The organism is Allobosea sp., assembly GCF_036675845.1.
Lineage (GTDB): Bacteria > Pseudomonadota > Alphaproteobacteria > Rhizobiales > Beijerinckiaceae > Allobosea.
In genome coordinates, this window is sequence record NZ_JAKFED010000130.1 from 1 (window position 1) to 17,856 (window position 17,856).

The 17,856-nt window shown below is 68.9% G+C and carries 17 protein-coding genes and 1 tRNA gene; 8 read left to right on the forward strand and 10 right to left on the reverse strand.

What is annotated here, in order from left to right; genetic code table 11:
• Together V6M56_RS13530 and V6M56_RS13535 are read right to left on the reverse strand one after the other, a co-directional pair.
• Nucleotides 1–752: ABC transporter ATP-binding protein (locus tag V6M56_RS13530; RefSeq protein WP_332684541.1), on the reverse strand; the 752-nt coding region annotated here is incomplete at its 3' end.
• 169 nt (nucleotides 753–921) lie between these two features.
• Nucleotides 922–2,004: an ABC transporter substrate-binding protein gene (locus tag V6M56_RS13535; RefSeq protein ID WP_332684492.1), complete on the reverse strand. Its 1,083-nt coding sequence runs from the start codon at nucleotides 2,002–2,004 to the stop codon at nucleotides 922–924.
• Nucleotides 2,005–2,307: 303 nt separating this feature from the next.
• On the opposite strand from V6M56_RS13535, the gene V6M56_RS13540 reads away from it, so the two are divergent.
• The 4 genes from V6M56_RS13540 to V6M56_RS13555 all read left to right on the forward strand — a co-directional run bounded on the left by V6M56_RS13540 (nucleotide 2,308) and on the right by V6M56_RS13555 (nucleotide 7,652).
• Entirely contained in the window at nucleotides 2,308–3,111 is an 804-nt protein-coding gene (locus tag V6M56_RS13540) for an IclR family transcriptional regulator (protein WP_332684494.1), read from the forward strand.
• Nucleotides 3,112–3,270: 159 nt separating this feature from the next.
• Nucleotides 3,271–5,028, forward strand: a complete 1,758-nt coding sequence (locus V6M56_RS13545) for a thiamine pyrophosphate-requiring protein (protein ID WP_332684543.1) — start codon at nucleotides 3,271–3,273, stop codon at nucleotides 5,026–5,028.
• 3 nt (nucleotides 5,029–5,031) lie between these two features.
• Nucleotides 5,032–6,204 (forward strand): alpha-hydroxy acid oxidase, encoded by a 1,173-nt coding sequence (locus V6M56_RS13550; protein ID WP_332684496.1) that lies wholly within the window; start codon nucleotides 5,032–5,034, stop codon nucleotides 6,202–6,204.
• Entirely contained in the window at nucleotides 6,201–7,652 is a 1,452-nt protein-coding gene (locus tag V6M56_RS13555) for an FAD-dependent oxidoreductase (protein WP_332684498.1), read from the forward strand. The genes V6M56_RS13550 and V6M56_RS13555 overlap by 4 nt, the downstream gene beginning before the upstream one ends.
• A 7-nt stretch (nucleotides 7,653–7,659) precedes the next feature.
• Here V6M56_RS13555 and V6M56_RS13560 read toward each other — a convergent pair whose 3' ends face one another.
• From V6M56_RS13560 to V6M56_RS13575, 4 genes are all read right to left on the reverse strand, one after another.
• Complete coding sequence (locus V6M56_RS13560) at nucleotides 7,660–8,064, reverse strand: winged helix-turn-helix domain-containing protein (protein WP_332684499.1); 405 nt, start codon at nucleotides 8,062–8,064, stop codon at nucleotides 7,660–7,662.
• A gap of 55 nt (nucleotides 8,065–8,119) precedes the next feature.
• Nucleotides 8,120–8,740: an SCO family protein gene (locus V6M56_RS13565; protein ID WP_332684501.1), complete on the reverse strand. Its 621-nt coding sequence runs from the start codon at nucleotides 8,738–8,740 to the stop codon at nucleotides 8,120–8,122.
• Between the two features lie 124 nt (nucleotides 8,741–8,864).
• Nucleotides 8,865–9,920 (reverse strand): murein L,D-transpeptidase family protein, encoded by a 1,056-nt coding sequence (locus tag V6M56_RS13570; protein WP_332684503.1) that lies wholly within the window; start codon nucleotides 9,918–9,920, stop codon nucleotides 8,865–8,867.
• A 79-nt stretch (nucleotides 9,921–9,999) separates the two neighbouring features.
• Nucleotides 10,000–10,629 carry a methyltransferase family protein gene (locus V6M56_RS13575; protein ID WP_332684504.1) on the reverse strand — a complete coding sequence of 210 codons (630 nt, stop codon included), beginning with the start codon at nucleotides 10,627–10,629 and terminating at the stop codon, nucleotides 10,000–10,002.
• A gap of 105 nt (nucleotides 10,630–10,734) precedes the next feature.
• On the opposite strand from V6M56_RS13575, the gene V6M56_RS13580 reads away from it, so the two are divergent.
• Both V6M56_RS13580 and V6M56_RS13585 read left to right on the forward strand, forming a co-directional pair.
• A complete protein-coding gene (locus V6M56_RS13580) occupies nucleotides 10,735–11,202 on the forward strand; it encodes a MerR family transcriptional regulator (protein WP_332684505.1) in 468 nt (155 codons plus the stop codon).
• Between the two features lie 165 nt (nucleotides 11,203–11,367).
• Entirely contained in the window at nucleotides 11,368–13,212 is a 1,845-nt protein-coding gene (locus V6M56_RS13585) for a glycosyltransferase (RefSeq protein WP_332684506.1), read from the forward strand.
• Between the two features lie 40 nt (nucleotides 13,213–13,252).
• Here the strand turns inward: V6M56_RS13585 and V6M56_RS13590 are convergent, their stop codons facing one another.
• Together V6M56_RS13590 and V6M56_RS13595 are read right to left on the reverse strand one after the other, a co-directional pair.
• Entirely contained in the window at nucleotides 13,253–13,846 is a 594-nt protein-coding gene (locus tag V6M56_RS13590) for an SCO family protein (RefSeq protein WP_332684508.1), read from the reverse strand.
• Between the two features lie 32 nt (nucleotides 13,847–13,878).
• The gene (locus V6M56_RS13595; protein WP_332684511.1) at nucleotides 13,879–14,055 is read right to left on the reverse strand and encodes a hypothetical protein; all 177 of its coding nucleotides are present in this window, start codon (nucleotides 14,053–14,055) and stop codon (nucleotides 13,879–13,881) included.
• A gap of 216 nt (nucleotides 14,056–14,271) precedes the next feature.
• Here V6M56_RS13595 and V6M56_RS13600 point away from each other — a divergent pair, with 216 nt between their 5' ends.
• On the forward strand, nucleotides 14,272–15,975 hold the full coding sequence (locus V6M56_RS13600) for an IlvD/Edd family dehydratase (RefSeq protein WP_332684513.1): 1,704 nt from the start codon (nucleotides 14,272–14,274) through the stop codon (nucleotides 15,973–15,975).
• 37 nt (nucleotides 15,976–16,012) lie between these two features.
• Here V6M56_RS13600 and V6M56_RS13605 read toward each other — a convergent pair.
• Both V6M56_RS13605 and V6M56_RS13610 read right to left on the reverse strand, forming a co-directional pair.
• Nucleotides 16,013–16,087 (reverse strand) — tRNA-Gly (locus tag V6M56_RS13605).
• A gap of 114 nt (nucleotides 16,088–16,201) precedes the next feature.
• Nucleotides 16,202–16,504 carry a hypothetical protein gene (locus tag V6M56_RS13610; protein WP_332684516.1) on the reverse strand — a complete coding sequence of 101 codons (303 nt, stop codon included), beginning with the start codon at nucleotides 16,502–16,504 and terminating at the stop codon, nucleotides 16,202–16,204.
• 340 nt (nucleotides 16,505–16,844) lie between these two features.
• On the opposite strand from V6M56_RS13610, the gene V6M56_RS13615 reads away from it, so the two are divergent.
• Nucleotides 16,845–17,828: a chemotaxis protein CheB gene (locus tag V6M56_RS13615; RefSeq protein WP_332684517.1), complete on the forward strand. Its 984-nt coding sequence runs from the start codon at nucleotides 16,845–16,847 to the stop codon at nucleotides 17,826–17,828.
• Nucleotides 17,829–17,856: the final 28 nt, after the last annotated feature.

Consider the following 17,856-nt stretch of genomic DNA (forward strand, 5'->3'; position numbering starts at 1 on the left):
ATGAAATTGGATTCGCCGAGGAAATCGGCGGCGAAATGGGTGCGCGGCCTGAAATACAACTCCTGCGGCGCGCCCAGCTGTTCGATGCGCCCGCCATTCATCAGGCAGACGCGGTCCGACATGGTCAGCGCCTCCTGCTGGTCGTGAGTGACATAGAGGATGGTCGTGCCGATCTGGCGGTGCAGGTGCTTGATCTCGATCTGGAGTTGGTCGCGCAGCTTCTTGTCGAGCGCGCCGAGCGGCTCGTCCATCAGGATCAGGCTGGGCTCGAAGACCAGGCAGCGGGCGAGCGCGATACGCTGCTGCTGGCCACCGGAGAGGGCGCGAGGCAGGCGGTCGGCGACATGGGGCAGGCGCACGACATCGAGCGCCCGGCCGACGGCGGCCTTGACCTCCGCCTCGGCGACGCGGCGCATGCGCAGCGGAAAGGCGATGTTCTCGAAGACGCTGAGATGCGGGAACAGGGCATAATTCTGGAAGACCATGCCGATGCCGCGCTCCCAGGGCGGGGCATAGGTGGCGTTACGGCCGTCGATGGCGAGGCGGCCGCCATCGGGCTGCAGCAGGCCGGCGACCATCAGGAGCAGCGTCGTCTTGCCGGAGCCGGACGGGCCGAGCAGCGTCATGAACTCGCCGGCGCGAACCGTCAGATCGGTCGGATGCAGCGCCGTGAAGTCGCCATAGCGCTTGGTCAGGCCCTCGACGACCAGTTTCTCGACCGGCTTCTCGGCCGGCTTTTCCTGGGCCGGCATCGCGCCGGCCGAAATGCTCTTTTCGCTCGTCATCGCCCCTGGGTCGGTTGGACGCGGATCGCGTCTGCGCGGCGGCGGCGGGCGCGTGCCTTGCGCGAGCCGCCGCTCTCGTCGGAAGGGCCGGCCGGCGGACCGAGCGCGACCGGCAGCCCGGCCGCGCCCTGCTCGCTCAGGTCAGCAGCCAGGCGTTGAAGCGCTCCGCGACCTTGTCGCGATTGGCCGCCCAGAAGGCGTCGTTGATCTGCAGGCTGTTGGCGCGATAGGCGGGGTTGGTCGTCAGGTGCTTGGCGCGCGCCTCGTCGATATGCTTGTAGGCATTGGGATTGGTCGGCCCGTTGACGATGAAGGGCGCGAGCGCCGCCTGTCGCTTGGCATCCGAGGCGAAGCGGATGAACTCGCGGCAGATCTCGATATTGGCGCCGCCCTTGAGGATCGCCCAGACGTCGGTGCCCCAGATGTTGTTGTCATAGGAGATCGCGATCGGAGCGCCCTGCTCGGCTGCGGCGGCCGAGCGCGACGACCAGGTCGGGATCATGTCGACCTCGCCGGTCGCGAGCATCTGCGTCGCCTGCGCGCCCGAGGTCCACCAGGCGCTGACATGCGGCTTGATCGTGGCGAGCTTCCTGAAGGCGCGCTCGATGTCGAGCGGATACATCTGCTCCTTGGTGACGCCGTCGGCGAACAGGGCGATCTCCATGGTGTCCGCCGGGTTCTTGCGCATGGCGCGCCGGCCGGGAAACTCGGTGACGTTGAAGAAATCGGCCCAGGTCTTCGGCGCCTTGTCCTTGTACTTGTCGGTGCGATAGCCGAGCGCCGTGGTGTAGACCTCGACGCCGATCGCCAGCTCGTTGCGGAATTCGGCCGGGATCTCCTTGATCACCGGATCGTCGTCGAGCCGGTGCGGCTCGACATAGTCGCCATCCGTCTTCAGCTGATGCACCGTCGCCATGCTGATGCCGCCGGCGATGTCCCAGGTCTTGGCGCCGGACTGGACGATGCCCTTGATCTGGCTCACCGGCTCGTTGGCCGAGCTGACGCCGACGACCTCGACGCCGGTCTCCTTCTTGAAGGGCTCGAAGAAGGCGACCTTGAAGGCGTTGGAGAACGGCCCGCCGGGATCGCGCACGACGATGCGCCGCGACTGCGCATTCGCCGAGGTCCAGACCGCCGGAGCGGCGAGGCCGGAAGCCATCACGCCGCCGGTCAGCAGGAGGCGCCGTCGCGAGAGGTGGAGCAGATCTTTCGAACCCATGGTCACGTTCCCCGTTCTGTTCATTGGTCAAGGGTAGCCAGACTTGCCGGCCCGCCGATATCCGGCCGGGCTTTTCTGCGAAGAAGGCGGCTGCACTCGTTTCCGCCCAGGCCTTTTTCCGCCCAGGCCTTCGAGGCCCTTCGCCGGTCTCCTCTTCTCGCTCCATGGCCGCGGCCCAGCCCTCCCGAGCCGGTGTGCAGCGCACCTTGATTAGATTGTATGTCTATGCAATACTTATTATTAATGTTGGGACCGGCATTGCCATCTGTCAACCGGAAATCTACGGGGAGAGCGGAGGTCTGCATGGCACGTCGAACGCGCCCCGAAATGGAACCAGAGGATGCGGCGAGCCCCGCGCGGCCGTCGCCGCTGCATGTCCGTTCGGTCGAGAAGGCTTTTCGCGTGCTCGACGCCTTCAGCCCGGTGCGGCCCTCGATGGGCCTGACGCAGCTTGCCAGCCATCTCGGCATCGACAAGAGCGAAGCGCAACGGTTTGTCTTCACCCTGACGGAGCTCGGCTATCTCCGGAAGGACCCGATCACCAAGTCGCTGCAGCTGACCGTGAAGACGCTCGATATCGGGCATAATTACCTGCGCTCGAACCAGATCGTTCGCGGCGCCTCGACCTATCTGACGCATCTGAATACGCTGACCGACGAAACGGTGAACCTGGGCATTCTCGACGATACCGAGATCGTCTTCGTCCAGCGCATCGTCAGCCGGCACGTCTTCAACGAGAACGTGGTGATCGGCACCCGTCTGCCGGCCTTCTGCACCGCGGCCGGAATTGCGATGCTGGCCTATCTCGATCCCGCCGTGGCGCGCGACATTCTCGAGCGCTCCGACCTCAGGCCCTATACCGCCAACACCACCTATCGGCTTCCCGAATTGCTGGACAAGCTCAAGCGGACCGCCGACAAGGGCTATTCAGTCACCAATGGCGAGTACTACAGCGATATCTCGCTCGGCGCCGCGGTCCGCGACGCGCGCGGCGCGCCCGTCGCCGCGGTGACGCTCGCTCTGTCGAGCGCCCGCCTCTCCCTCGAGGAAGCCGAACGCAAGCTGGCGCCGCTGGTCATGGAAGCGTCGCGCTCGATCCCGGCCTGAAACCAGATTAATTAGATTTTTCAAAGCGTTACCCCGTTCGCGTCGCGCTCCGGCGCGGCGGCCAGGTGCGCCTTCGCCCTCCGGCTGCGGCGATGAGCCGTCCGCCGTGCCGGCCATCGCGGCCGTTGACAAGCCGGGCGATCCGGTTTCACATAATAAATAGTATTTTTATGCAATACAGTCGCTGGGGCGCACGGCCCCACCGCCGGCGCCCGCACCCTTCCCTGCGCTCCGCCGGCCAGCCCGGCGCCTGCCGCATCCTTACGCCCCGACTCGGAGACCTCCTCGATGAACGTTGCCCAGGCCATGGCTTCGATCCTGAAGAAGGAGGGCGTCGAGCTCTTGTTCTGCTATCCGTCCAACAAGGTCATCGACGAGGCCGCCCTGCTCGGCATCCGGCCGATCGTGGTGCGCCAGGAGCGTACCGGGCTGCATATGGCCGATGCCTATTCGCGGCTGAGCTCAGGCCGCAAGATCGGCGTCTTCGCGATGCAGCACGGCCCCGGCGCCGAGAATTCCTATGGCAGCGTGGCGCAGGCCTATGCCGATTCGGTTCCCGTGCTGGTCATCCCGCAGGGCTATCCGCAGCGTGTCGCCGGCATCAAGCCGAACTTCAGCTCGGCGGTCAGCATGCGCGACGTCGCCAAGTCGGCCGAGGCGCTCGGCATTCCGGCCGAGGTCACCAACATCATGCGCCGCGCCTTCAGCCAGGTCCGCAATGGCCGCGGCGGGCCGGTGATCGTCGAGGTGCCGAACGACCTCTGGGCGGCCGAGTTGCCGGAACCGGAGAATTATTCGCCGGTCTCGGTCAGCCGCTACGGGCCCGACCCGGCCGATGTCGCCAAGGCGGCCGATGTCATCGTCGCTGCCGCCAATCCCGTCATCCATGCCGGCCAGGGCGTGCATTATGCGAAGGCCTGGGACGAGCTGAAGGAGCTGGCCGAGCTGATCGCAGCCCCGGTCGCGACGACGCTGCCGGGCAAGAGCAGCTTTCCGGAAGACCACCCGCTCTCGCTCGGCTCCGGCGGCCTGACCTATCCGATCCCGGTCAAGACCTTCCTCGATGCGGCCGACGTCATCCTCGGCATCGGCTGCAGCTTCACAGAGACGCTGTTCGCCGTGCCGGTGCCGAGCGGCAAGCGCATCGTCCATCTGACGCTCGATCCGGCGCATCTCAACAAGGACGTCGCTGCCGAAATCGGGGTGATCGGCGATGCCAAGCTCGCCTTGCGGGCGCTGATCGACGAATTGCGGGCACGCGGCTTCAGCGCGACCAAGGGGGTGGAGACCGCGGCCCGGATCAAGCAGGCGCGCGAGGCCTGGCTCGCCGAATGGATGCCGAAGCTGACCTCAAACGAGGCGCCGCTCTCGCCCTATCGCATCATCTGGGAGCTGATGCAGGCGACGAAGGACGAGCGCACCATCGTCACCAACGATGCCGGCCGGCCGCGCGACCAGCTGACGCCGTTCTGGATTTCGCGCGAGCCGCTCAGCTTCATCGGCTGGGGCAAGACCACGCAGCTCGGCTACGGGCTCGGCATCGCGATGGGCGCCAAGCTCGCCTGTCCCGACCATCTCTGCATCAATGTCTGGGGCGATGCCGCCATCGGCTTCACCGGCATGGACATCGAGACCGCGGCGCGCGAGCGCATCCCGATCCTGACCATCCTGTTCAACAATGGCGGCATGGCCACCGAGCTGAAGAACATGCCGAGCGCCATCAAGCTCTATGACGCGCACAGGATCACCGGGCATTATTGCGACATGGCCCGTTCCTTCGGCGCCTATGCCGAGCGGATCACCGAGCCGCAGGAAATCCGCGCCGCCATCGAGCGCGGCATCGCCAAGACCAAGGAGGGCCAGCCGGTCCTGCTCGAATTCATCACCGCCCAGGAAACCTCGATGTCCAAGCTGTGAGCCATGCGCCTCGACCGTTGCTTCAACATCGAGGATCTGAGGCAGGCGGCAAAGCGGCGCCTGCCGCATGGGCTGTTTGCCTTCATCGACCGGGCGACCGAGGACGACCTCGCCCGCGACCGCAACCGCGAGGGCTTCCGTAGCCTGCGCCTGCTGCCGCGGACGCTGGTCGACGTCGCGGAGCGTTCGACCGAGGCGTTGCTCTTCGGCCACCGGCACGCCATGCCGCTCGCGGTCGCCCCGGCGGGGCCGGCCGGGCTGTTCTGGTACAAGGGCGAGGCGGCGCTGGCGCGGGCGGCGGCGGCGGCCCGCGTGCCCTTCACCATCTCGACCTATTCCACCACCGAGATGGCCGAGATCGCCGAGAGCGGGGCGGCGATCTGGCAGCAGCTCTATCTCTGGAACGACCGCTCGCTGACCGACGCGATCGTGGCGCGGGCCCGGGAGCTGGAATTCCAGGCGCTCATCGTCACCGTCGACACGCCGGTGCTGGGCCAGCGCGAATATCTGCAGCGCGACCGCTTCATGCCGCCCTGGGGGCCTTCGCTCGGCGCCATGGCGGAGGCCACGCTGCATCCGCGCTGGCTGCTCGGCGTGGCGCTGCGCTATCTCGCCAACGGCGGCCTGCCGCGGGTCGTCAACATGCCGCTGCCTGGACCGGACGCCGCAGCACAGGCCGAGATGGCGCGCCGGACGGGCCTCAGCCAGTCGGTGACCTGGGACGACATCGCGCGATTGCGGCAGGCCTGGCCGCGGGCGCTGGTGATCAAGGGCATATTGCGGCCGGAGGAAGCCGAGCGCGCCGTCGCGCTCGGCTGCGACGGTATCGTCGTCTCCAATCATGGCGGGCGCAATCTCGACAGCGCCGCGAGCCCGATCGACCTGCTGCCTTCGATGGTCGCCGCAGTCGGCGGGCGCGCCACCGTGCTGCTCGACAGCGGCGTCAGGCGCGGCAGCGACATCCTCAAGGCATTGGCGCTCGGCGCGAGTGGCGTGCTGGTCGGGCGTGCGCCGCTCTATGGTGTCGCGGCCGGCGGCGAGGCAGGCGCCTTGCACGCGCTCGAATTGCTGCGCTCCGAGCTCGATCGGACGATGGCACTGACCGGGTGCCGGAAGCTCGACGAGATCGGTGCCGACCTGATCGCCACGCCGCTCGCAGGAGAGAGGCAGCCATGACAGCAGGCAGCAGCGCGGACGTCATCGTCGTCGGGGCCGGGATCGCCGGCGCCTCGGCGGCGATCGAGGCAGCGACGCAAGGGGCGCGCGTCATCGGCATCGACGCCGCGGCCGGTTTCGGCGGCACGGCGCGGCTGGCCGGCGGCGGCGCCTGCGTGCCCGGAACCGCGATGCAGAAGGAGCGAGGCGTCGCGGATTCGCCCGAGCTCGCCTTCCGCGATCTCGCGGCCGGCGGTCATGATTTCGACCGCGACTGGGCTAAGGCCTATTTCGAGCGCGCCAATGCCGAGGTCTTCGCCTGGCTTTCCGGGCTGGGCATCGCCTTCCCGGACCTGAAGCATTTCGAAGGCGACAGCGTGCCGCGCTTCCACCGGCCGCTGGATGGCGGCGCCGGGCTGATGGCCGGCCTCTGGCGGCATGGCGCCGGCCTCGGGCTCGACCGGGCCTGGCGCTTCGGCCTGCGGATGACCGATCTGCTCGTCGCCGATGGGGCAGTCCGGGGCGTCACTTGCCGCAATGCCGAGGGGCAGACCGAGGAGTTCCTGGCCCCCACCGTCATCGTCGCCATCGGCGGCTTTGCCGCCAATGCCGTGCTGATCCGACGTCATGCGCGCTGGCTCGACGGCGCGCCGCGCGTGCTGGCCGGTGGCGGCCCCGGCGCACAGGGCGAGGCGATCGCGATGCTGGGGCGGCACGGCGTGCGTTTCGGCCATCTCGGCGATCTCTATTGCTATGCCACCGGCGTGCCGGACTATCGCGATCCAAGCGGCGAGCGCGGCGTCGTCCTGCGCGGCGCGACCGGCTGGCTCTGGCTCAATCGCGACGGCGCCCGCTTCCATGACGAGAGCCAGGCGACCAGCGGCAATGTCGCGGTGCCGCGCCTGCTCGAACAGCCGCAGGCGACCGGCTGGGCGGTGTTCGACGATGCCATGCTGGCGGCGGTGACGGTCGACGACCATCACGTTCCGCCCGGTTCGGAGACCGCAGCCGAGGCCGCCCGCCGCCATCTCGCCCATTCGGCCCATGCCTGGCGGGCGCAGACGCTGGAGGAACTCTGGCGCCTCGCCGGCATCGCGCCGGAAGGGGCGGGCGCGACCATCGCCGCCTGGCATGAACTGCTCGCCTCGGGCGTGATGCATGATCCGGCGACGGGCCGGCCGCTCGCCGGGCTGCAGGCCTTGCAGACGCCGCCCTTCCACGCCGTGCAGTTCTTCCCGATCGGGCGGAAGGCGATGGGCGGCGTCCAGACCGACAAGGCCTGCCGCGCGCTGCTGGAAAACGGCGCCTGCCTGCCCGGGCTCTATGCCGCCGGCGAAACCGCCGGCATGGCCGGCGGCCATATCGGCGGGCTGAAGCCCCTGGAAGGCATGATGGTCGGCCCGTCCTGCTTCAGCGGCCGGATCGCCGGGGCGGCGGCCGCGAGCTTCGCGCGCGACGCTGCCGGCTGACTCCCCGCTACAGCCGGCCCCGGCCCGTAGCTCCGCCGGCCGCGGGCCCGGCTTCACCGGCCTGCGCCTCGACCGGCTTGTCGACCTCGACCTGGAGCGCCGCGAGATGCGGCCTCGCCGCCTCGGCCGCCGCCTGCTCGATGGCGCGATAATGCGAAACCAGGGCGAGGCCGAGCGCCGTCAGGCTGGCTCCGCCGCCGCTTTTGCCGCCGACCTGGCGTTCGACCATCGGTTTGCCGAAGATGCCGTTGAGCTCCTCGACCAGGTCCCAGGCGCGACGATAGGACATGCCCATCGCCCGCCCTGCCGCGGAGATCGAGCCGAACGCCGCGATCTTCTCCAGGAGTTCGACCTTGCCGGGTCCGATGCGGGTCTCGGGATCGACGTCGATGCGCAGGCTGAGCGAAGGCATGCCGGCGAGCCTAGCCCGTCCGGCAAGGACGCACAAAGCCGCGGATGCCGGAGCTCTAGTTCAGGACCAGCCGCATCTTGGCCAGCGCCGCCTGCTCGTCCTCGTGATAGTCGATCAGGGTGCGGTAGCGCCCTTGCGCATCCATCACATAGACCGACGCGGTATGGTCCATGGTGTAGCCGCCAGCGGCCGGGATCTTCTTCGCATAGGCCTTGTACGCCTTGACCGCCGCTTCGACCTGCTGGGTCGTGCCGGACAGGCCGACGATGCGCGGGTCGAAGGACTGGAGATAGAGCGCGAGCTGCGCCGGCGTGTCGCGCTCCGGATCGACGGTGATGAACAGCACCTGCAGGCGGTCCGCTTCGGCGCCAAGGGCCTTCAGCCGGTTCGTGGTCTCCAGCAGCGTGGTGGGGCAGACCTCCGGGCAATGGGTGAAGCCGAAGAAGACCAGCATCGGCTTGCCGCGGAAATCCGCCTCGGTGACCGCGCGCCCGTGATGGTCGACCAGGCTGAACGGGCCGCCGACATCGAGCGGTGCGGTCGCCGTCGCGGCCGGCCGCGCCGGTGCGCCCGGCCCATCGACCCGCCACCAGCCCAGCGCAATGGCCGCGGCGGCGAAGGCGACGACGGCGAGTGCCGCCCAGGCGGTGTAACGTATCCAGCGAAGCAGCGGCATCGGGCTTTCCTGGGCATCGGCTCGAATCTGGCCCGCTTCTCGGCAGAGCCCGCAGCGAAAGCAAAGCCGCATGGTGCCGCGGGAGGCAAATGGTCGCGCCGGCGCCGCAGGCGGCGCCGGGCCGTCACCGGGCCGGCAAGGAGCCGGTGAACTGGGCCCGTTCTCCCGCATCGGAACCGAAGGGGTCGGCGAGCGCGGCCTCGGGATTGCTGATCGCGACCTTGCCGGCGACCATGGCCTGCATCCGCTCCGGCCCGATCTTCCTCAGCAGCGTCCGGAAGCTCTCATGCATGCCGCCGTCGCGCAGCGCATAGCTCATCGCCGGCGCCCCCGACGCGATCAGCCCGGCGGTGCGCTCCTCGTCCTGAACGCGCTTTTGGACGATGAGATCGCGACTCTCCGGCTCGGCTTCGTAGGCCGGGCAGGCCGCGCCCGGAACGAAGGGGCCGGCCCCCTCGGCCGGATCGAAGACATAGCGCTGCTCGCAATAGGCCAGCTTGGGCGGCCGGCGGGTCGCCTCGAAATGATCGTAGCCTTCCTTGAGGTTGCGCCAGAAGGCGATGTTCGGGTTGGCGCGATGGGCGGCCATGTTCTCCGGCGTCATCCTGAAGGGCAGGGCCTGGACCTGGAAGCTCCGCTGGCCGCCGGCGAAGGCCTCGCGGGCGAGGCCGTAGATCTCGGTGACGCCCTCGTCGGTCATCGCATAGCAGCCCGCCGAGCTGCAGGCGCCATGCACCATCAGCGCCGAGCCGGTGAAGCCCTGTGCCTGCTCCAGCGCGTTGGGATAGCCGAGGTTGAACGAGAGGTAGTATTGCGATTTCGGGTTCATCAGCTCGGCCGTGACGGTATAGAAGCCCTCCGGCGCCTGGCGGTCGCCCTCGCGCCGCTTCGGCCCGAGCTGGCCCGACCAGCGGCACATTGGATAGGTCTTGAGCAGCGCATAGCGCCCTGAACGGTCGCGCTTCCAGATCTCGAGCTCGCTCTCCTTCTTGAAGATGCGGACCAGGATCGGGTCGCCCGGCGCCATGCCCCTGGCCGACATCTGCGAGACGAGGGCGACCGGCAGCGGCTGCAGATGCCGGTCGTCGCCCTCCATTCCGACGCAAGAGGACAGCACCGCGGCGCCGGCGAAGAGCAGCGCGAGGCGGCGGAAACCCTGGACGAGATGGCTGATCGACATCGGGGGATTGTCGGGGTGCAGCCCTAATAGCTGGTGAACGGGAGCCGGCGCGCGCATGTGCCGGTGGCTGAACGCCCGGTCAGGCCGGGCGTCCGAGGCCCGGTCGCACCGTGCCGAGCCAGCGGCGCACGCGGGCGCGGTAGTCGAGATAGGGCTGGCCGAGGGAAGCGGCGAGCACGCGTTCCTCGATCGCGACCTGCAGCCGGATCGCGACGAGGAGCGCCAGCGTCAACCCGGCCTGAACCAGGCTCGGCAGCACCACCAGCAGGCCGATGAAGAGCACGGCCTGGCCGAGGAAGACCGGATTGCGCGAGATCGCGAAAGGGCCGCTGTCGACGATCGGCCCGAGCTCGCCCTCGGCCGCGCCGATCCGCCAGGAGACGCCCATCTGGCGCTGGGCCAGTATGGCGAGGCAGGCCCCGACGACGACGAGGAGATGGCCGAGCACGTCGAGCCACGGGCCATCGAGCGCCGCCGAGAGCGGATCCCTGGCGACGGGATTGCCGAAAGCGCCCAGCAGGAGCGGCCAGATCACGGCGCCGGCGAAGGCGAGCTTGAAGAGCATGGCCGGTAGCGCCTGCGGCTCGCCGCCCTTGCCGAAGAGCCAGACCGGCCGGCCCGCCTCCCTGGCGAGGATCGCGCTCATCGCCAGGAAGCTGATCACATAGACCACGACCATCAGATAGCTGGCGATCTCCATCCCGCTCATCGCAAAGGCCCTCTCAACTGGCCGGACATGAGCTGTCTCCACTTGAAGTCGTTCAGGGGCTCTCTACCTACAAGCTGAAGCGACTAGAGGTTCAAGGGGAAATCCATGCTCGACCGAAAGAAGCTGGAACGCCTCGTCCCGATCGGCGCCCTGGCGGAACAGACCGGCGTCAGGGTCGAGACCATCCGCTATTACGAGCAGGTCGATCTGCTGCCGCCACCGGAACGGACCGAGGGCAACCAGCGCCGCTATGGCAGGCGCCATGTCGAGCGGCTGGCCTTCATCAAGCATGCGCGCGATCTCGGCTTCTCCGTCGAGAGCATCCGCACCCTGCTGAAGCTCTCGGACAGCCCCGATCTGCCCTGCGACCAGGCGCATGCGATCTCGGTCGCGCACCTCGGCGACGTCCGTCACAAGATCGCGCGGCTGCGCTCGCTCGAGAAGGAGCTGGAGCGGATCGCCTCGACCTGTTCCGGCGGGGTCAGCGCCTGCGATTGCGCCATCATCGAGGCGCTCGCCGACCACACGCAATGCGCTCATCACGAAGGCGGGCTGGCTGGAAGCCGGCGCTGAAACAGGCCGCCGCCCGCCAGCGCAGCCGAGGCCGCTTCGCGCGCCCTGCAATTCCGCTCGACTCTCCGCGCCGAAACGGCAACCATAGGTTGCCGGCGATGGTGAAACTGCCCGCCGGCGCTGGGGGGCGGCAATGGGAGCGCGGTCTTGTGACCGTGTGTTTGCGTGAGCGGCGTGGCCGGAGCCGGCCTGCCGATCGAGATCGCTTTCCTTGCGAGCCATGGCGTGCCGCCCGAGGAGCTCCGCCAGGCTGCGGCCGCCGCCGCCCGGCTCGGGGTTCCGCCTGCCAGGCAGGTCCTCGCCTCCGGCCTTGTCGGCGAAGCGGCGTTCTACCGGGCCCTGGCCGCCGAATGCGGCCTGCGCTTTTCGCCGGAGGCGCCGCCGCTTCGGCCCGGCGGCGTTCTCACGGCGATCCTGCGCGAGGGCGCGGCGCAGGTCGCCGACAGGCCGGGAAGCGATATCCGCTTCGCCTATGCGCCGCCGGCCGGCGCGCCCTTGCGTCGTTTCCTCGCCGGCAAGCTGCATCGCCGCGACGATCTGGTCATCGTGACGCCCTCGGCGCTGGCCGCAGGACTGCGCGCCAGCAATGCCCCGGCGCTGGCCCGCCACGCCGCCTGGCTCGACGAGCCCGGTCTCGCTCGCTTCAGCGCCCGCACCGGCTCCAGCCTGCCGCAGAAGGGGCTGGTTCTCCTCCTCGCCGGCCTGCTCGCCTGCCTGGCGACGCTGGCGCCGGTCGGCACGCTGATCGGCGTGGCGCTGGCGTTGGGGCCGGTCTTCCTCGGCGCCGTCGTGCTGCGCCTGGCCGCCCTGATGGAGAAGCCGGCCATCGACCTCTGGCGCGACCATCGCTGGCGCGTCGATGACAGCCGCCTGCCGGTCTACACCGTCGCCGTGCCGCTGTTCGGCGAGGAGGCGGTGCTGGACCAGATCGTCGCCGCGCTGTCGGCGCTCGACTATCCGCCGTCCAAGCTCGACATCCGCATCCTCGTCGAGGAGAGCGACCGGGGCATGCGGCGCGCTCTGGCGGCGCGGACGCTGCGGCCCTTCATGCAGGTCGTGCTCGTCCCGCGCGGCGTTCCGCAGACCAAGCCGCGGGCGCTCAACATCGCCTTGGCCGAGGCGCAGGGCGAGCTGTTCACGATCTTCGACGCCGAGGACGTGCCCGATCCGCAGCAGCTGCGCCTCGCCGCCGCGCGCTTCCTGCGCGCCGGAGAGGACCTGGTCTGCCTGCAGGCGCGGCTCGTCATCGACAACCCCGAGGATGGCTGGCTCGCCGGCTCCTTCGCGCTTGAATATGCCGGGCTCTTCGACGTCTTCAATCCGGGCCTGCTGCGCTGCGGCCTGCCGATCATGCTCGGTGGCACCTCGAACCATTTCCGCACCGAGGCGCTGCGCCGGATCGGCGGCTGGGACCCGTGGAACGTGACCGAGGATGCCGATATCGGCTTCCGGCTGATGCGCTCGGGCGGGCGCATGGCAGACCTGCCCTCGCGCACGCTCGAAGAGGCGCCGCTCACGCGGCAGGCCTGGCTGAAGCAGCGCACGCGCTGGCTGAAGGGCTATCTGCAGACGCTGATCAGCCATCTCCTGATGCCGCATCACCTGCTGCGCGAGGCTGGCTTGGTCGCGACGGCGACCTTCATGGTGCTGGCGCTCGGCACGCTGCTCAGCACGCTCGGCTACCCGTTCTTCCTGCTCGGCACGATCCTCGCCTGGCTGGACGGCTCGCTGCTGGCGCCCAGCGGCCCGTTCGAGCTGGTGCTGTCCTCGCTCGCCCTGACGCTGACCGGCGCCGGAATCGGCGTGGTCTTCCTGGTGCCGGCGCTGGGCGCCTGGCGGCGCGGCGCGATCGACCTCTGGCGCTGGCTGCCGCTCTTGCCGATCTACTATCTGCTGGTCTCGCTCGCCGCCTGGCTGGCGCTGGTCGAATACAGCAACCGGCGCTTCGCCTGGAACAAGACCGAGCACGGCCTCGCCCGCTCATCGCGCTATCGCAAATTGCCGGAATAGCGCTTTCCCGCGGCCGGGCTGGCCCGGCGATCGGAAACTGCTAGAGGTGCCGCAGCCACTCCTTCGCGGCTTCCGCCGGTGGCCGCTCGATGTTGAAGGCGCCGACGAAGCCGCCATTCCTGTCCATCAGATAGACCAGCGCGGTGTGGTCCATGGTGTAGTCGCCATCCTTCAGCGGCACCTTCTTGGCGTAGCCGCGATAGGCCTTGATCGTGGCGTCGACCGCGGCGCGCTCGCCGGTCAGCCCGATGATGCGCGGGTCGAAGGAGCCGAGATAGCTCTTCAGCGTCTCGGCGGTATCGCGCTCGGGGTCGACCGTGACGAAGAGCGCCTTGAGCTTCTCGCCCTTCGGGCCCGCGGCGCGCAGCACCTCGGAAATCTCGAACAGCTTGGTCGGGCAGATGTCGGGGCAGTGGGTGAAGCCGAAGAAGACCAGGAAGGGCGCGCCGCGCAGGTCCTTGTCGGTCAGCGTCTTGCCCTCGGCCGTGGTCAGCGCGAACGGCCCGCCGACGGCGGATGCCAGGCTCTGGCCCCCCTGCCTGCCGGCCGGGGCGAAGGTGATGAAGGCCGCTGCGGCGAGCGCGGCGGCGCCGAGGACGAACACGGCGAGCGGCAGGATCAGGCGGCGGTTCAAGGCGAAATCCTCGGTCGGGCGGGACAGGCCGGTCAGAAGCAGGCGAGGATGGCGGCGATCAGCCCGTCGGTGAACAGCCGGTCGCCCTCGCGCCACCAGAGCAGGAGCCCGGCAAGCAGCAGCAGCCCGGCCCCGCCGACAAGCAGCCAGATTCCGGCCCTGGATGCCGGCGGCTCATCCTGTACCTGGGTCTGCGGCGCTGGGTTCATGGCCTGCAATCTAGCGCCGCGCGGCGCCTGCTGGAAGCCGGCATCACGCCGCAGCGGCACGCGCCGGCAGCAGACGGCGTTGCTCCGGGCGCGAGGGCGGGCAGCAGGCGCGGGCGAACACCTCGGGACGAATCCGTGCACAATGCCCGAGCTGGCCCGGCGACCGCCGGCGCCGCATGGGCAGCACGCCCCCTCGACGGATGATGGTGCAGCGGAATGAGCGAGACCGAACCGAAGCGACACGGCATCGCCGGTGGGCTGACCAATTACGGCGACCCCGAATTTTCCGCCTATCTGCGCCGCTCCTTCGCCCGCTCCATGGGCTATTCCGACGAGGCGCTGGCACGGCCGATCGTCGGCATCGCCAACACCTATAGCGGCTTCAACAACTGCCACCGGCATTTCCCGGAACTGCTCGAGGCGGTGAAGCGCGGCGTGCTGATGGCCGGCGGCCTCCCCGTCGAGTTCCCGACGATCTCGCTCGGCGAGGTCTTCCTCAACCCGACCAGCCTGAAATTCCGCAACCTGATGGCGATGGGCACCGAGGAGATGATCCGGGCCCAGCCGATCGACGCGGTCGTGCTGATGGGCGGCTGCGACAAGACCGTGCCGGCCCAGCTGATGGCGGCGCTCTCGGCCAATGTGCCGGCCGTGCAGCTCGTCGCCGGGCCGATGTCGACCGGACGCCACAAGGGCGAGCGACTCGGCGCCTGCACCGATTGCCGGCGCTTCTGGGCCCGCTTCCGCGCCGGCGAGATCGACCGGGAGGAGATCGACGCCGTCGAGGGACGGCTCGCGACCACGGCCGGCACCTGCGCCGTGATGGGCACTGCCTCGACCATGGCCTGCATCGCCGAGACGCTGGGCCTCGCCTTGCCGCGCTCCGCCGCGATTCCCGCCGTCCATGCCGACCGCCTGCGCTGCGCCGAGGAGAGCGGCAAGCGCGCCGTCGCGCTGATCGGAACGCAGACCCTGCTGCCCCGGCAGATCGTCACCGCAAAGGCGATCGAGAACGCCTGGCGCATGTTGCTGGCGATCTCGGGCTCGACCAATGCCGTTGTCCACCTGACCGCGATCGCCCGCCGGGCCGGGGTGAAGGTCGATCTCGACCGGCTGAACGCGCTTTCCGACGAGACGCCGGTGCTGGTCAACCTGAAGCCGGTCGGCGCCAATTACATGGAGGATTTCTTCGCCGGCGGCGGCGTGCCGGCCGTGCTGAAGGAACTGCGCGACCTCATGCATCTCGACTGCCTGACCGTGACCGGCAGGACGCTGGGCGAGCTGATCGACGCGCCGCTCGCCGACCAGGTCGACCGCACCATCGTGCGCACCCGCCAGGACCCGGTCGATCCCGATGGCGGACTGGTCGCGGTGTTCGGCTCGCTCGCCCCGCGCGGCGCCATCGTCAAGCGCGCGGCCGCCGAGAAGCGCCTGCTCGAGCATGAAGGCCGCGCCGTGGTCTTCGCCTCGCTGGAGGATCTTGCCGCCCGCATCGACAGCCCGGACCTCGATGTCGGGCCCGACGACATCCTCGTCCTGCAGAACGCCGGGCCGAAAAGCGCCGCGGCGATGCCGGAAGCCGGCTATCTGCCGATCCCGCGCAAGCTCGCGCAGCAGGGCGTCAAGGACATGGTCCGGATATCGGATGCGCGCATGTCCGGCACCGCCTATGGCGCGATCGTGCTGCATGTCGCGCCGGAAGCGGCGATCGGCGGCCCGCTGGCGCTGGTTCGCGACGGCGACCGGATCAGGCTCAGCGTCGCCGAGCGTCGCCTCGACCTGCTGGTCGACGAGACGGAGCTGGAAGCGCGCCGGCAGGCCCTGCCGACCCCGGTCCCTGTGCAACGCCGCGGCTATGACCGGCTCTATGACGAGCATGTCCTCCAGGCCGACGAAGGGGTCGATTTCGACTTCTGCTAGAGCCGGCGCTGAGGCCCTTGGCATCCTGAAGGGTATTTGGAGCGGGCGATCGGGATCGAACCGACGACATTCAGCTTGGGAAGCTGACGTTCTACCACTGAACTACGCCCGCGCGCCCGTCGATATAGCCGGGCGGTGGCGGGCCCCGCAAGCCGGCATGCGCAACATTCTCGGGGAAGGTGGAACGGCGCCGCGCCGGCTGCCCCCGCGCGGCGCCGTGAAGGGCCTACCAGCAGCCGTAATAGCCGCAGCCGTAGCCATAGCCGTAATAGCGCGAGCGCGACGAGGCCGCGATGACCGCACCACCGACCGCGCCGGCGACGACGCCGGCCGCGACCGCGTTGCTGGCCTGCGCGTTGGAGCGGCGGAAACTCTGGAAGACATCGCTGCGGCAACGCTCGAAGGCGCGCGTGCCGGGGCGATGGCCGGCGTCGATACAGACGGTGTCGGCTTCCGCCGCCGATTGCTCGACGGTCTGGCAGCCGGCGAGCCCGGCGGCGAGGACGCCGGCGATGATGAGGGCGCGCATGAAAAATCCTTTCCCTGTAGATAGATGGCCACAAAAGCCGTGGAGCGGATACGCGTCAAGTGCGCCCCCGCCGGTGACACGAGCATGAACGCGCCGCCGATCGTTGACCGGTGCCGCTTCCGGCGCTTGGGGCCGTTTGACACGGAATCGCCATTTTGTCGCCGCCGTGCCGGCAGATCGGGCAAAGGATCGGGGTTCGCGGTTAGCAGAGTACGCAGCGATGCACCGCGAATAGGGACCAGTCCGCGCGGCTGGCGGAGGCAGGCGGCCAATCTGTTGCGGGCGATGGCGAACTTCTCTCGCTGCGATGCGTTGAGGGCGTGATCCGCGTGAGTTCGTCATGGCACGCTCGTCTATCATCGCAATCGGCGCATCGGCTGGCGGGGTGAGCGCGTTGCGCAGCCTGGTCTCCGGGCTATCGGAAACATTCCCCGCGCCGATCCTCGTCGTGCTGCATATCGGGGCGCAGCCGAGCGAACTGCCGCGGCTCCTGAGCGCGGCCGGGCCGCTTCCTGCCGAGCATGCTGAAGACGGCCAACCAATCCTGCCGGGGCATATCCACGTAGCGCCTCCGGACCGCCACATGATCGTCGTGGACGGGCGGCTGCGACTATCGCGCGGCCCGAAGGTGAACTGCGCGCGACCGGCCATCGACCCGCTCTTCCGGAGCGTCGCCGAAAGCTTCGGCCGGGTCGCCGTGGGCGTTATCCTGACCGGGAACCTCAACGACGGAACGCTCGGCCTTTTCGAGATCGCCCGGCGCGGCGGCATCGCGGTCGCCCAGGACCCGAACGACGCCGCCTATCCGGGCATGCCGAAAAGTGCCGCAGAGCATGTCGCGCTCGACTACTGCCTGTGCCTTGCGGATATGCCCGAACTGCTCGCTGAACTGGCCGCCGGAAAGGAAGGAAAGGAGGAGGCCATGCCGATCAGACCATTGCAATCGGAGATCGAACACGCACCCCAGATCGAGGGCGGACCGTTCGAACGGCCCACCGCGATCACCTGTCCCGAATGCGGCGGCGCCCTGCGCAGCTCCGCGGTCGGCCCGATAACCAAATTCGGCTGCCATATCGGCCACAGCTACACCGCCGAAACCATGGCACTCGCGCAGTTCGACAAGATGGAACGGGTGATGCGCTCTGCCGTGAGGTTTCTCAACGAACGGGCCGAGTTCTGCCTGCAGATGGCCGAGCACACCTATACGGCGGAGCCTTGCCTCTCGGCCTCCTGGCAGGCGGCGAGCCGGCAGGCGCTCGACCGCGCCTATAAATTGCGGAATCTGGTCGAGCAGGATTGGATCACGCCGGAAGCGGCAGGTTGAAAAGGCCGGCAAGTGAGCGGGGGTGTGC

Coding starts and splice junctions, on each gene's coding strand:
- V6M56_RS13535 (WP_332684492.1), bottom strand. CDS start 2,004: ATGGGTTCGAAAGATCTGCTCCACCTCTCGCGACGGCGCCTCCTGCTG.
- V6M56_RS13540 (WP_332684494.1), top strand. CDS start 2,308: ATGGCACGTCGAACGCGCCCCGAAATGGAACCAGAGGATGCGGCGAGC.
- V6M56_RS13550 (WP_332684496.1), top strand. CDS start 5,032: ATGCGCCTCGACCGTTGCTTCAACATCGAGGATCTGAGGCAGGCGGCA.
- V6M56_RS13555 (WP_332684498.1), top strand. CDS start 6,201: ATGACAGCAGGCAGCAGCGCGGACGTCATCGTCGTCGGGGCCGGGATC.
- V6M56_RS13560 (WP_332684499.1), bottom strand. CDS start 8,064: ATGCCTTCGCTCAGCCTGCGCATCGACGTCGATCCCGAGACCCGCATC.
- V6M56_RS13565 (WP_332684501.1), bottom strand. CDS start 8,740: ATGCCGCTGCTTCGCTGGATACGTTACACCGCCTGGGCGGCACTCGCC.
- V6M56_RS13570 (WP_332684503.1), bottom strand. CDS start 9,920: ATGTCGATCAGCCATCTCGTCCAGGGTTTCCGCCGCCTCGCGCTGCTC.
- V6M56_RS13575 (WP_332684504.1), bottom strand. CDS start 10,629: ATGAGCGGGATGGAGATCGCCAGCTATCTGATGGTCGTGGTCTATGTG.
- V6M56_RS13580 (WP_332684505.1), top strand. CDS start 10,735: ATGCTCGACCGAAAGAAGCTGGAACGCCTCGTCCCGATCGGCGCCCTG.
- V6M56_RS13595 (WP_332684511.1), bottom strand. CDS start 14,055: ATGAACCCAGCGCCGCAGACCCAGGTACAGGATGAGCCGCCGGCATCC.
- V6M56_RS13600 (WP_332684513.1), top strand. CDS start 14,272: ATGAGCGAGACCGAACCGAAGCGACACGGCATCGCCGGTGGGCTGACC.
- V6M56_RS13610 (WP_332684516.1), bottom strand. CDS start 16,504: ATGCGCGCCCTCATCATCGCCGGCGTCCTCGCCGCCGGGCTCGCCGGC.
- V6M56_RS13615 (WP_332684517.1), top strand. CDS start 16,845: ATGGCACGCTCGTCTATCATCGCAATCGGCGCATCGGCTGGCGGGGTG.